Annotated in this window: 12 protein-coding genes; 1 reads left to right on the top strand and 11 read right to left on the bottom strand. The window is 37.7% G+C overall.

The features are described from left to right. Positions 1-148: 148 nt before the first annotated feature. From C7Y69_RS09410 to C7Y69_RS09390, 5 genes are all read right to left on the bottom strand, one after another. A complete protein-coding gene (locus tag C7Y69_RS09410) occupies positions 149-544 on the bottom strand; it encodes a patatin-like phospholipase family protein (protein WP_126872526.1) in 396 nt (131 codons plus the stop codon). Positions 545-708: 164 nt separating this feature from the next. Then, positions 709-1,710: an MBL fold metallo-hydrolase gene (locus C7Y69_RS09405; protein ID WP_126872525.1), complete on the bottom strand. Its 1,002-nt coding sequence runs from the start codon at positions 1,708-1,710 to the stop codon at positions 709-711. Positions 1,711-1,768: 58 nt separating this feature from the next. Further along, positions 1,769-2,779: a hypothetical protein gene (locus tag C7Y69_RS09400; RefSeq protein ID WP_126872524.1), complete on the bottom strand. Its 1,011-nt coding sequence runs from the start codon at positions 2,777-2,779 to the stop codon at positions 1,769-1,771. Further along, positions 2,766-3,821: a hypothetical protein gene (locus C7Y69_RS09395; protein ID WP_126872523.1), complete on the bottom strand. Its 1,056-nt coding sequence runs from the start codon at positions 3,819-3,821 to the stop codon at positions 2,766-2,768. The genes C7Y69_RS09400 and C7Y69_RS09395 overlap by 14 nt, the downstream gene beginning before the upstream one ends. Positions 3,822-4,191: 370 nt before the next feature. After that, on the bottom strand, positions 4,192-5,169 hold the full coding sequence (locus C7Y69_RS09390) for a DUF3883 domain-containing protein (RefSeq protein WP_126872522.1): 978 nt from the start codon (positions 5,167-5,169) through the stop codon (positions 4,192-4,194). A gap of 368 nt (positions 5,170-5,537) precedes the next feature. Between C7Y69_RS09390 and C7Y69_RS09385 the strand changes: the two genes are divergently transcribed. Beyond that, positions 5,538-5,846, top strand: a complete 309-nt coding sequence (locus C7Y69_RS09385; protein WP_126872521.1) for a hypothetical protein — start codon at positions 5,538-5,540, stop codon at positions 5,844-5,846. Between the two features lie 60 nt (positions 5,847-5,906). Here the strand turns inward: C7Y69_RS09385 and C7Y69_RS09380 are convergent, their stop codons facing one another. The 6 genes from C7Y69_RS09380 to C7Y69_RS09355 are packed head-to-tail and all read right to left on the bottom strand — an operon-like array spanning position 5,907 to position 13,060. Then, entirely contained in the window at positions 5,907-6,164 is a 258-nt protein-coding gene (locus C7Y69_RS09380; RefSeq protein WP_126872520.1) for a hypothetical protein, read from the bottom strand. Continuing rightward, positions 6,151-7,755, bottom strand: coding sequence for a TnsD family Tn7-like transposition protein (locus C7Y69_RS09375; RefSeq protein ID WP_126872519.1), 1,605 nt, complete (start codon positions 7,753-7,755; stop codon positions 6,151-6,153). The genes C7Y69_RS09380 and C7Y69_RS09375 overlap by 14 nt, the downstream gene beginning before the upstream one ends. Positions 7,756-7,764: 9 nt before the next feature. Then, positions 7,765-8,679, bottom strand: coding sequence for a hypothetical protein (locus C7Y69_RS09370; RefSeq protein WP_126872518.1), 915 nt, complete (start codon positions 8,677-8,679; stop codon positions 7,765-7,767). Beyond that, the gene (locus tag C7Y69_RS09365; RefSeq protein WP_126872517.1) at positions 8,669-9,964 is read right to left on the bottom strand and encodes an ATP-binding protein; all 1,296 of its coding nucleotides are present in this window, start codon (positions 9,962-9,964) and stop codon (positions 8,669-8,671) included. The genes C7Y69_RS09370 and C7Y69_RS09365 overlap by 11 nt, the downstream gene beginning before the upstream one ends. Continuing rightward, positions 9,957-12,164, bottom strand: coding sequence for a transposase (locus tag C7Y69_RS09360; protein WP_126872516.1), 2,208 nt, complete (start codon positions 12,162-12,164; stop codon positions 9,957-9,959). Before C7Y69_RS09360 ends, C7Y69_RS09365 begins: the two co-directional genes overlap by 8 nt. After that, positions 12,152-13,060, bottom strand: a complete 909-nt coding sequence (locus tag C7Y69_RS09355; RefSeq protein ID WP_126872515.1) for a TnsA endonuclease N-terminal domain-containing protein — start codon at positions 13,058-13,060, stop codon at positions 12,152-12,154. Before C7Y69_RS09355 ends, C7Y69_RS09360 begins: the two co-directional genes overlap by 13 nt. Between the last annotated feature and the right edge of the window lie 240 nt (positions 13,061-13,300).

The following is a 13,300-nucleotide window of genomic DNA, read 5'->3' as shown; positions in this document are numbered from 1 at the left end:
GCTTGAATAACCAATTTTGCATCATCTAAGTTATCGACTGCGGGCGGCTTTGATAGCTGTTTTTTACGTGGCATGAAGTCACTTTGACAGACTGGGGGGATCAATCAATAGGATCCAAGAGATCACTGAAAATAAATATATTTAGCTGTCAATAGGGCCCTGCTGAACGGTTACCATAAGCTATTTCAGTAAAATTGTTACTTCCAAATGTAGCCTCGCCAAACTGGCTTGATTGATAACACGTATTAGATGGCTTACATACCTCATTAATAAAGACTTCGTATCCAGTATATCCTCCACCCGACACAGTGGAAATGATATCAACGTCAGTTAGCACGTTTTCATCATAAAGTGTCTTTAATGCACCAAATGCAAATGCAGATGATCTAAGACCCCCACCCGAAAGAGCAATACCCAAAGTCCCTTTTTGTAGCTGAGTATCATGTTCAACATTTGACCTTGCACCTGCTTTAAAGTCATCTATTGGATTTGCGCATCCAAAGAATATCAATATACAAGGGAGAAGAGATAGATATTTTGACATTATAAATCCTTTTTATTTTCATTAGCTTAAGATTTAAAGCTAATGTTAGTTCACTTAATGAATACACGCTTTTTTACTTATGCCTTTTGCAACAATGCAGTTGCTAGTATTTGTAAATGAATGTGGTTAAGATATTTTTATGTCTATCAACAGTTTAAGTCATATTATTTTTTATATATTTCAATGGAGTCTTTGTTACTCGCAGAACAATCTAAAGCATTTTGTAAATTAACATTCTTCAATGGGTGGATTAGGTAAATCTCTACGTCGGGGTTTGCTTTCGCTTTTTCATGAAAAACGGACATAGTTAATGCTAGGTCGTCCACAAAATCTGATGCCGGCACTAGCTTTTCAGATAGAGTCTTAAAAAAGTTATCCCAATGGATCGGAACTACTATTCTGGCTCCAGACAACCCGACAGTTTCATCCCAATAATTGTTAATATATTTGATACCTTGGTTTCCAACTAAGCCTGCCCCTATAAATATTATATCCACTTGTAATCCATCGAATTTTCTTGGAAAAAAACTAGCACTTGGCACTACCAACACATTACCCAACTTGTGTTCAATATAGAAACTGAAATTTTCACCAGCCTCGGCGAACTCTTCACCTCCAGTGGCCCATAGATGTATTTTCTCTAAAATTTCAACCCGTTTAGTTTTTTTAACATGCGGAGTTTCAATAAATGTGACCTTAAACTCTCCAATATTAATAGTTTCCCCATCAGATACTGTATGGTATTCGTGATCTGTAATAATGTTTCGACCTGAATCAGTCCCGTATATTTTAGTTGGTATGTCCTGTCCGATTGACATTTTTTTTGCGACATATTCGGTGTCCAATATGTGATCGAAATGTGTATGAGCCACTAATAATGCATTTAAGCTTGTGATTCCCGCTTTATCTAACACTGTGTCAACAGCGTTTGTATCTGTTTCCAATCCATGAATTATAGCTGAATATCCTACCCGACTAAAAAAACCATCGACTAGCAAACTTGTTTCACCATCATCTAAATAAACATTGGAGACTCCTAGAAACTTCATATTCAAGCTATTTGATGTGGTAGGCGAAGTAGGTAAAAACTTCTCATTCTCAGGAACCCAACTGCTAGAGCAACCTGTTAGAAAGCTCAGAGTTAAAAGTATTAGCGGTTTATTCATAAAAATCCTTATTTACAATAAACTAGAATGTCAGGTATTAAAATCTGCTTAACATTTTCTAAAGTGAAGAAACAAAACTCTTAAAATTACTATTCTTATCTTCAAAGAGTTTCATAACATCAACAGAAATAAATACATTGTTTTCACCACCTATATGAGTGATTCCAATAGAGTAATCATTACTAATATGAAACATCAAACCTGTTGTAAAATCTTTACCAATAGCTCTATCCGCATAAGTTGAAACAATCGAAGCCCCAAATGGAATATCGAGATCCCAATAATTAATCCCGGCCCACTCAATTGCCAGAGCTTCTTTAATTTGAGAGCCGTCTATTTCATCGGGTGACTGTTGTAATACTATAGATGGATGTAGAACTATCCATTGAAATTTAGGCGGATTTATAGGCACCCTCTTCTTTAATTCATCCTGATAGCTCCAAGTGTTAATCAGTAACTCTAAAGAAGTTTGCGAACGCCTTTTTTCAAAATAGTTTTGCCACGCTAGTGACTTCAAATTCAACTCAGCTACAGCTTTAGCCGAGGTGTTTTTTTTAATGCTGTACCATGGTATTTCCAAAGCTTGTTTATATTCGTCAACTACTGTTCGGCAAATTGAGCCAAATTCATTTTTGCACTGTTCTAACTTAAATTTAACAATATTATTGTCATCTTGGTACGCATATGTTGTGCCGTCAGCACGATTATCTACAGATAAAGTAGTGGAATTTAAGTGGAAATACTTTCTATTAAAGACTTCAATTTGTAATTCGATACCATCACTACCGTTGCGTTTTGCAATTTCGTTCAGCTTTGTCGCTTCCTGTGTAATAGAACTGAACCAATCTTCAAGCAAAGTTTGCTTTAAGGTGCTAGTGCTTGCGTCATTCAGATTAAGTGTGTCCTTGCATAAAGTTTCACTAAGTAAAATCCCATGTTTGATTGTCTCATTAAAATAGGAAGCATCAATATCATTCTTAAATTGACCATCATAAACGCAACTTTCACTAGAAAATATATTTGATGAGAATAATACGACTGATAAAACAACATATTTAGACCAATTCATCACTACCTTCCTTGATTAAAAAATCTTTAAATTCTTTTAACGCTTTAATGAAGCTAACTATGTCCTCATAAGAGTTTATGTCTGTGTTGAATTTTTTGACTTTATTATATTCTGATTCAATATTTTTAAATTTAGCATCACCCAATTTCTTTTCTTCGGGTGAGGGTAGAAAACTGAAAAATGTGTTTAGAAATTCGTGGCTCACATCAGGATCTTCTATATATCCTTTAATACTATGAGTATTAATTCTACTTACTTTTTTAGTGTTAATAGCTTGATAAAAAAACTCATAAATATTTGGACTAAGCCAACCATCAGTTTTTGTAGGATTAAATCGCTTGAATATATCTAAAACAAAAGGATCTAGTTCATTATAAACGTTAGCGAAAGAACCAAGGCAGCCATCCCTCCCGGGTTTTACTATTGATTCTAACGGGGATTGTTTTCCCGAAAGTGTAACAATTATTCGACTAACATTAGCAAATGCCCAATATTTGTCGATCTTATGGCTAGATATTGGTAGTTGGCCTTCTTTTGGTTCCTTATCAGTAAATAGCATATCCATCGAATCATGCGCTACCGCAGTGCCCAGTGAATGAGCCAAAATGCAAATATTGCTATCGTTATATTTTTCGAAAATCTTACCAATTTCGTCTGTAACTTTAGCTCTAACTTCTGCACCAACTAGCGTTAGATATAGCAAAACGTCTAATATATGTGAGTTTTCGAATTTGTCGCCGCCTAAGCCTTGTTCGAATGTAAGTAGCTTTTCAACAACATTAGGAATTGCAACATTTGGCAGATATTTTTTTATTGCCTCGGTAATTGAATCTGCATTTTCCGCTAATTTTTTTCTATGTTTTTCGAAAATATCATCATAGCTTATTGATTCAATGTGAACTTTATCTTCAAATTTTATATTTTTGAATGATGGATAACGTTGCAGTGAATTATTTGAAGCTTCAATTACTTCTTTTTTGAACGAATCGGAAGTGTGCACCCCCATCCCATGAATTAGAACAAGAACTTTACTGCTCGCCATAAGTTGACCCTTTTGTTGTAGTTTCCATTTCTACATCAACCTATGAAGGCAAGAAACAATTTCGGTTAAATATTAACCTTAAACTGTACGTTTTTTCAACAACTCATGGGAAGGGTACTTAATATATTTATGTTTGTGATAATTATAGTTGGATTAAAGTTAAAATTTAGATGCCTTGGATAACCTCTGGGATTGCATGCAGTTCGGCAATCACTCACTAAATGACGAGATGTATTATGCAGATCGCTATGTACGTAAACGATATAAAAACACCGCCTCTTGAGCTTGGCTTGAATCGACCAGACTTCTCTAGACACTTAACTAATTTATAGTTATGTGTACTAAATAGAAAAGTCTGGAAACCCCATGATTACTTAATTTTTAACCTGAAAGCTTCCACAGTCTTGCCAACTACTGACATTTCTTGATTGTTTATAACAATTAACTTCTTATTCTTAAATTTACAAATAAAAAGCTTTGGTTCATCGGTCATACATCCTGTAACAATTACGAGTCGATAATTTTTGTTTCTTTCCTTGAAGTACTTATATTCGTTCGGAGTCAATGTTATGTCTGGAGATTGTTGGCCTCTACCCTTTACTTCTACACATAGTTTACCCTTACCCTTACCTATCTCTAGATCATACCCACAGTTTTCGCTTTCTACAGACTTGATATACTCATAACCGAACTCTTCATAATGCGTTATCGTTAATGCTACAGCTTTCTGCTCAACTTCAATACGCTGTAAATAAGGTGTATTTTTTCTACCAGGCTTTCTGGGAGAGGTTTTTTCTATGGAATCTTCTGAAAAAGAGATATTCTTAACGACGTCAATATATTTCTTTGGAGTAAAGCACCATTGCGATTGGGTTGTGGGCGAAAATTTAGTAGTCCGATCGAGTTGTTTTAATAATACGACATCATCAGCTTTCGCTTTAAATCGATAGTACTTTAGTTGATTTTGTTCGTGCGTTGCCATATCTACTGGTAGTCGCTGCGATTTTCGATACACAATTGCATTTTTGTAGTACCCAATTAAACGGTTTTCATTTATTCCTTTAAATTGTTTACCTCCAAAAAAGAATATTGGAATATCAGTAACAAAATCATCCTCATCATTAGCACCTAACCTATTTATGAACAATTCAACTTTGTGACCGGGTAAATTATCTCTCTTAACTCCAACATTACCGTAAACGTATCCATCAGTATGAGTCAGAAAGTTACACACCTCCACACCGCGGCCAGTCTCTTCTGGGTTTTTACCACCGCCAATAATATAGTCACTTTGCGTAATTCCCTTATACTCTTTCATCCAACCAACTCTAACGGCTAAAAACTTCATAATTTCTCTCTATATTAAAAACTGTCGGCTAATCATTAACACTTTAATCAAGTACGACATCAGTACAATATGCATCTAATAAATGTAGTTAACTTGGTCACAAAAACGCAAGTATCTAAGCTACCACAATAAAATCACCAGCTGAGATTTCCGATTATCATCATACTCACCTTACCACCCCGCGTTGACAATTGAGTTTTTTGTGATATTTATCAATATGTTAAACTAATCACAACTTGATTTTCAAAACATAAGAGCCTAACATTTCTGAATGTCCTAAATTTACTTCGTGATTAAAACTTACCTTTCATTGGCCATATAAGGGTCTTTGATTTCTATATGTAAGAGCCCAAGGGAAAGGATTGAACATGTTAAAGAATGAAATTGGTGATGCATTAAGTGAGATGACAAAATGGTTGCAGAATGGAAACCTATATTACTCAATTGATGATAAGAGATATTTAGTTGGCTTCAATGGTGGCATGGGGAATTTTGATTTATACGAACTGCCTACTGAGTGGACAAAGTTGATTGTCGAAAGTGATATCTCAGAACAATTATCAAGCGCAGTGGTAATAGGTGAATTGAGGTCTGCCAATCCCAAAAACAATAACTTTCAAGGTTACTTTGTAAAAATATCAAAAGTTACAAATATTCAGTTTCACGAAAATCAGTAAGATAAAAGTAGTGTCCAAGTAAACGATACCACTACAGTTTTCGAGAGCTATTTGCTGTCACTAACTTTTTCCCTTTTCATTTTCCTTATCAACTAGCGATATTTTAAACTCACCGGACAGCAATTGTAGTTGCTCTAGTCCTGTTAATTTTTTTTCTGCTGCACTACCAAGGTATGCCCACTGTTCTATCTGCTCAGTAACGGTTTTGGGGTATCGCTCTAGAGCGGCTTTAGCTTGCGTAATTAGACAGTTGTCGATATGTATATCTACAGTCCCTTCATCAGTTGACACATCTTCTTTTTCATTATTTTTTGACATTTTCTACTCCCCTAACGTTGTGATTAATTTTGAATTTAAGTTTGTCGTACATACGCTTACATTTGGTCAGTTTATCGAATTTGCATGTAAACCAACGGTGCTCACCGAAATGCTTATCCAGTGCATATCTAGTAGGTAATTTATTGGTAGTTTCTAACTGTTGCTTCAAGAATTCTTTGAAATTAGAAAAAAGGAATTTGTCTCGTTTCTCCCAAATGATTTTGCTGTGGTTAGCTCGATTACCCTGTACTGGAAAATTGGCATCAAGCCATGTTTTGTCATACTGGTATGCCCAACTCAATGCATTTCCTTGTAGTCCCATAAGCTGCTTCCTGCTCAAAAGCGCACTACATCTCTTTTCATTTAACAAAACTTCTCGCACGGCATTACGTTTGTCATACATTCTCAAATATTGACGCCATAGGCTTAAGCCAGCGACAGATTGAATAATTTCGCTAATAGATGACTCCGAAACACCAAAACCGGCTGCAATATCATTACAGCTCCAATTATCTATCGCTAATGCTATCACTTGGCGCTTAATATCAGCGGTGATTATCTGCTTTCTCTCTGTTGTTATTACCCCAATGCGGTTGGCTAGTTGTTTTACGTAGCCATGACTGACTTTAAGTCGTCTACTTATCTCTGCAACGTTAAATTGATGACTTTGCAATAGTGCGACAGCCCTTGCTTCAATTGCTGGTGGCTTCTTAAGAGGCTGAACTAAGACTTCTGACCTAAGCAAAGGTTGTTCGGGCATATTCTCAACTACAAATGCTAGAAAAATTGGTTTAAAAGGATGGATACTTATTTCTGGTTCGAAAAGAATCCGGCGAACACTTCTTGCATTCACGACATTAGGAATACCTAACGCCTCGGCGCATTTAGTGCATCGCTCTAATATCAATGGAATTCGTATATGAAGTTTTGAGGTGAATAGCCTACGGGCTTGAAACAGGTCTTTGAGGTGTTGCTGACCTTCACTATTAAATGTATTACCAGTCAGTAGTTGCACAATATACTTAGCAAACTCGATTTGTAGCGTATTAGCAGCAATAACAGACTTTGTAGGCTTAAGATAATGTGGCAGGCGATATTTTCGTGGATTGATAGGTAAGCAAACTAAATTGCAGCCATGTTTGTAACATGCGTTAACTCCCCACAACTGATGCGACAAATGCCAATATGCAATACCAATTTTGGACTCATCTTCCCTCGCGCACTCAGGACAATATTTACTTTGAGTTGATGAGCCAAATGCCAACTGTGGTGAACATGATAGGTTTGCGTTATTCGCATCACCTCTGCCACAGATTGATGCCTTCAGTGCATCATGACGAGCGTTATAAAGAACATGCAAAGGGTAAGCTGTATGATTGTGTAAAAGATGCTCCACATCGTATTCAGAATGACCAGAGATATCTTGAATATGGCTAGGCAAAAGTTGATTTAAACACCCTCCTTCACAACCAAACCAATCTACAGATGTACTAGCATATGATGACTCGCCCCATAACCATTGACAACGAGCGACATAAGAAAACAAGGTTTCATCAGGTTGGATGCGAGGTGTGTTCAAAGTCGTTGCCATCGAGCTAACTCATCCTTTGTACTCGAACATATAGAACGTTTTGAACAAAAGTAAGAGTAGTGGGTGCACTGGCGTACTTACATCCATCATCGCCCTAATACCAATATTAACTGACTTTAGTTGATGCCAAAGCTCATCACGCTGATATGGAAATAGCTTAAATAAATAACGTCTCAACGCATCTAACCATTGTGAATTGAGTCGCTTACCCGCCGTTGAATTTGCACCTTGAAAAAATGAACTTTCTAGGAATACATCCCGGTAGACTTTAAGCATACCGTTCCCATCACGACATTCGGTCCTCATAATCATGTCTGATTCAAACTCTAACCAGCGATGAAACATTGAAATTTCGAGTTGTTCGCCTCCTGTTTGTTCAAAAGCAGCATCTGACTTACCATCGGGAACAGCAGCAGAATTTGATAATTTTTGATGCAGTACATCTTTGTGTTTTTCACAAGTAAAAACAGTCGGTAGTTGATTACGACTCTTCCAAACGGGAAAGCCAAGCTGCTCAATTTCTTCATCTCGGCATCGTTCACAATATTTAAGCGGTGCATATTTAGTTAACGCCTTTTCCCCCTTGAAAAGTACTCTTCCCGTACCCCGTCGTTCATACTGCTTCGATACAAAGCTATCTAGGACATCCTTGGAAGCAAATGGCCGCCAGAAACTACCGCATAAATGTTCATCTAGTGTTTCTAAGTGTGGCTTCCCTAGCACCCCTGAATCTGCAAATTTCAATGCCCACAGCGGCAAATACCCCTCTGAAGTTCGAGGTACTCCTAAGCTAAATGAACCATAAAATTCCTGCGGCTTTAAGAATGAGGAATACGACAACAGTCTAGAGACGTATGCAGGTAAATATTCACCCTCTTTTATATTTATTGAACTTGTCAAAACTGATAAGGTGCTACTGTCCATAAGTCTCACCTTTTATTATGAATATATCTTCGAAGTCTTCTTCATCTTCGGTGATACTTTCAGGTTCAGTACGGTCTGGCGAGGCTTTTGGGGAGGGCTTGTTTGACTTAGTGTTTAGTTTTTTACCTGCACTAGATGATAGCTCAACAAACGGCGTCTTCAATTTTTCAAAAGCACCTTTTTCTTGGCTATAGGCTTCATGTATATATTCGGCAGTAATACATCCTGTCATTTCACGTCGCAATAGATTTCCTACAATTGTTTTTAATCGACTCGCATTACCTTCCGTGTAGTAGTGAACAATGTGATAAAAATCATCATTTATATGTCGACTGTCCATACCAAGAAATGACACGAACATCGTTTTCACCATGTCTCGCCAAAATGTTGAAGTGACTAGATCCGAATTTATTTCAATACTGCCATTGTGAGCTAAACGCCGCCCCGTTTGCTCAGCAAACCCCTTGAGTTTTTCAGCTTCCGGCGTTCCTATGAACACAAGGGGGATACCTAATTGATTAAAAAGTTGTTCAAGGAACTCATTAGTGATTTTTTGATTAGCGTTAGCGGCTGTTCCTGATAGTGCCCATTGAACATCATCAATGACAAGTACTCCTAAACAAGCCATCCGGCAAACCTTTATCATGTATAAAAGCCGCTCGCCTTCTAAATCTCGACTAGGGATCTTTGACGCAAAGGAGGTATCTAGCACCTTATCAATTTCTTGAATGACATCTAGATAAAAAGCCTTTCTACTTGCGCCTTTACTCATATCAACTTTAACCCATGAGACTTGTCTTATTTTTCTTCCCCCGGTCAAAGGACTTGGCTGGTGTTCGATTACAGTTTCGAAAGTATCTAAGAGGCTATCGAGTAGCGTTGTTTTGCCTTCTCCAGATCTCCCACGTATAAATATCGACTTTCCTGATCCTTTGAGTTTTTTTGGCGCAGGAGTCTTTCTCAAGTCGGCTAAATGTATATACTTGTCGTAGTCATACGATGCGGGATGACGTTTGACGTACCCCATCATCATAAGTTGTCGAATTCGGCTATATAATGTGTAGGCATGTGGGGGTGAAATGAAAAAATCTGTATCTAATCCCACCTCCATTTGACTACAGCCCCACTTATCAAAACCTACGTTGTTATCACACCGAACAGTGATTTTGTGTTTTAGTTCGTCTTCTGATAAAGCACGCTCTTCTATAGCTGTAACTAAAGGGTTCCCTTTTACTAAAGTATCCATAAATGTACTCGTTGAAATAGGCTGCTTTGACTTACTCATCAGAACCTCCTTCTGAAGAAGTGCGAGCGCCTAACTCGTTGCAGTCAAAGCCAAACAAAGTTCGGGTATAATTCGTTTCAAGAATAGTCTCTACTTTAGCTTCAATCTTAGAGTTTTCGTCTATGCCTTTAGCCATAGATTTTTTGCCTTTCGATTTTGAGCCCTTGGCCCGATTTTTAGTATTTACCTCTTCAATCTTCTCGGTTATATGAACATGTTCAAAGTCGCGATTTTGGCCGTTCAAGCTTTGCTGTGCAGCTTCCACTCTATCAAGTTGATAAATCTCTATTTCGGTCAACTCATCAAAGCGTTTATGTTCTGAGGCAAGATTAAACTCAATGATTGTAAAATCTTGATCAGGATCAGCGTACCAAGCAAATCTAAAGTCATCTGGGTTGTAACGCATTTTAATAATGAAAGATGCTTTTTTGCTCCTCAGCTTCGCTTGTCGTTTGGCAAATACTGCGTCCTTAGTTCTAAAGCGAACCTTCACCGTATTAGTATCCAACTCGATATAATCTTTAAATACTTTCGCTTGTCCTTGATTTAACAATGCATATTTCACCTCCTCAACAGGTTTGGTGATGCCGCCACCCATATTGGTATCAATGTGCTGTGCCCAAATCGCATTAGGAGTAGCGTTTATACCTTTAAAGACATCAGAACTATGTAACCGAGTACAATTAATTTTGTTGCGATTAGAAACAAGTATTGCCTCTATAATCAGACGGTTAAGATCCTCAATATTGATTTCAGAGGTTGTAGAAGGGTGCACAGAGTCTTTCGCGCGTTTAGGGTCTACACTCCCATCCACTCGCTGGATTACGATGCCATCTGTTGAATCAAAACTAACTTCAACGGTTCCCCTAGAGCGGCTCAAATAGGCTGGGGCGTAAGATATACCCTCCATACCTAAATCAGCTGCGAGTGCGTCAGAAAAAATAGATCTTGTATAATCAGCCCCCCTATCAGAAAACAGATATAGACAAATATGCTCACAAGCCCACTCACTTTTATCAATATCAATTCCATAACGAGCACAAAATGTCACTTTGTCAGTAAATGCATTGAACAAAGCTGACTTTGCAGCCATTGCATTACGCTTAAAAGTAACGCTGAATCCAACGATCTTCCCTGAATATACATCTACCACAAAATATAAGTATGGACGGCCAAGACGTTTTGTTTTTAATACTCCGGTGCCTTTATCAGGAACTCGCGTAACAACGTATACATTCAATGTAGTTGAATCTATTTCATACAAATAAGTTGGCCCGATAGTGAGGTCTTGCGCAACACCAATACGCGGAGCATCATCGTTATGTGCCTTCTTGACCCCTTTACTGCATTCTTTGAAATACATAGGGTCTACTGTTTTTATGAAATGATAAGAAAATTGATCGTATGAGACATACTTCGATAAGTTAACGTACTTTTGTGCAACATATTGCAAAACTGCTGGTGCAGTGTCTTTACAGTAATTGTTAATAAATACTGAATGTAAGGATGTCATTTTATAGTCAGGTTGACCTCGTAAATCACTCTTTATGAACTTATCTAGCCTATCTTGATCTTCCTGATTAAATACTCTCCTTATGAAATACGGAGAAATAGATTCATTACCTAAGCTTTTATTCGCCGCTACCATGAAACTTGCGGGGAGCGGTCTGCCTACACCTGAATTATAATGACTAGGTAGTAGGGCAGTAAGATGTGAGCCAAACGCGAGATATAGATTCAACCAGTTATAGATTGATTGCACCGTACAACCCGACCTCTCAGCGCAAGCCTCAAGGTCTTTTGTGAGCGGTACACCACGAATATAAAGCTCTAACTTAGATTCAATATTCTGTTCAAGTGAGCCGACTATGGGCAGTATTGCATTATACCTAGCCTGTGCCCTTTCCCATGCGTTGTCACTTGCTTTTTCAACAACCTTTCTTTTATTAAAATTATTAAGTTCGAAGTTAAAATTTTCCCACGCGCAACCCTGTATCGCGCTCCCGAATCGAATAATAAATGGTTGATTAGGTTTGGTTTTATGTAGTGATAACGCCAGCTCGTTTAAGCCTGTGAATATTTTCACTACTGTATAGCGCTTATCACCATTCGTTAGTAAACAATTCACTGGAATGTCGGCGATACGAGAAATATCAAAAGTAGAGACACTTACTTTATTTTTATCTTTTATAGCTGCCATGAAAAGTCCTCCCCTTCAAACACATATCCTCCATCCGCTAAAGGCTTGAAAAGGTTAACTTGTAACTTTTTAGTCCACACAAAATACCAAAAAGCCGCAAATAAACGGCCTTCCGGCAAACTAGTTTCCATTGATAGATTGGCTATCACATCAACTAATCTGAGCTTTCGTTGCTTGCCATAATTAAGCGCTTTTATAAAGTGAGCTAATATTGAAACCTTCAGCACTGGGGGAATTTCAAGATTACGATGCACTCGTGCGCATGTGAGATTTTTAACAAGGTGCTTATCGAACATCCAAAAGGCACTCGATATAATCTGATATTCAACACCTTTCAATTTCTCCCAGTAATACTTTTCAATTCTAAGCTTGTCCTTTGTTCTCTCGACAACCCTGTCATTACCGTCATATGGGACAAGGTCCTTTTCATACTTCAAAGAGCACGCCACCGTCTTTACTTCCCCAGTACTGCTGTCGACTAAATCAAAGACAAAATCCGTCGTCATAATTGCTGCTTGGAATCCCTTGTTGCGGTCAGCAACATTTGGTTTTGGCTCGTATCGGGGGTGCATTAAATTGAGGCTGGCAGCTACTTCCAGTGTTTTTTTTACGTTCAGCAAAGGAAATTGAGTTTTGACGTTTGAAACGTTAGACATAAAACCCAGTATTAGCCCAAATTTACGCTCTAGTTCGCTAAAGTATTCGTGAGGTTGAGAGGACGACTCAAGTTGTTCGCTTGTCGCTTTGCCAGTTGAGGAAAATTGCCGGGCAGATCTCAATGGTAAATAACCGCCAGCAAATTTCACTCGCGCTTTATATTCAGCTATATGCTTTTGAGTCAGCTCCGTGAACACGGGCTGGGTTAATTTTGGTTTTGTATCAGGTTTACGTTTCATAGCTATTCTCTGTATTCATCAAACCCACTTCTTGTGGTGCTTGACATCAACTACAAAGGGTAGCAGAGTTTTAGCTCATAGCTATTGATTTTACCAATAAATTCATAAACTTATAATAACAAAAATAATTCAAAAGTCAATTTTTACGCAATTTAAAGCAAACTAAACTTTATAAAAAATAGCTTTCAACAGGAAAATGCTGCCAACCACTTAAATATCACAAAAATCTCGTTCGTCAAC

This window comes from Alteromonas sp. KS69 (genome assembly GCF_003989595.1).
In the GTDB taxonomy this organism is placed as follows: Bacteria; Pseudomonadota; Gammaproteobacteria; order Enterobacterales; family Alteromonadaceae; genus Alteromonas; species Alteromonas naphthalenivorans.
Note: the sequence above shows the minus strand (reverse complement) of the source record. Positions and strands in the feature narration are given on the sequence as shown.

Bases quoted from the DNA above. Each gene is read 5' to 3' on its own strand.
- C7Y69_RS09410 (WP_126872526.1), bottom strand. From the start codon at position 544: ATGTCAAAATATCTATCTCTTCTCCCTTGTATATTGATATTCTTTGGA.
- C7Y69_RS09405 (WP_126872525.1), bottom strand. From the start codon at position 1,710: ATGAATAAACCGCTAATACTTTTAACTCTGAGCTTTCTAACAGGTTGC.
- C7Y69_RS09400 (WP_126872524.1), bottom strand. From the start codon at position 2,779: ATGAATTGGTCTAAATATGTTGTTTTATCAGTCGTATTATTCTCATCA.
- C7Y69_RS09395 (WP_126872523.1), bottom strand. From the start codon at position 3,821: ATGGCGAGCAGTAAAGTTCTTGTTCTAATTCATGGGATGGGGGTGCAC.
- C7Y69_RS09390 (WP_126872522.1), bottom strand. From the start codon at position 5,169: ATGAAGTTTTTAGCCGTTAGAGTTGGTTGGATGAAAGAGTATAAGGGA.
- C7Y69_RS09385 (WP_126872521.1), top strand. From the start codon at position 5,538: ATGTTAAAGAATGAAATTGGTGATGCATTAAGTGAGATGACAAAATGG.
- C7Y69_RS09380 (WP_126872520.1), bottom strand. From the start codon at position 6,164: ATGTCAAAAAATAATGAAAAAGAAGATGTGTCAACTGATGAAGGGACT.
- C7Y69_RS09375 (WP_126872519.1), bottom strand. From the start codon at position 7,755: ATGGCAACGACTTTGAACACACCTCGCATCCAACCTGATGAAACCTTG.
- C7Y69_RS09370 (WP_126872518.1), bottom strand. From the start codon at position 8,679: ATGGACAGTAGCACCTTATCAGTTTTGACAAGTTCAATAAATATAAAA.
- C7Y69_RS09365 (WP_126872517.1), bottom strand. From the start codon at position 9,964: ATGAGTAAGTCAAAGCAGCCTATTTCAACGAGTACATTTATGGATACT.
- C7Y69_RS09360 (WP_126872516.1), bottom strand. From the start codon at position 12,164: ATGGCAGCTATAAAAGATAAAAATAAAGTAAGTGTCTCTACTTTTGAT.
- C7Y69_RS09355 (WP_126872515.1), bottom strand. From the start codon at position 13,060: ATGAAACGTAAACCTGATACAAAACCAAAATTAACCCAGCCCGTGTTC.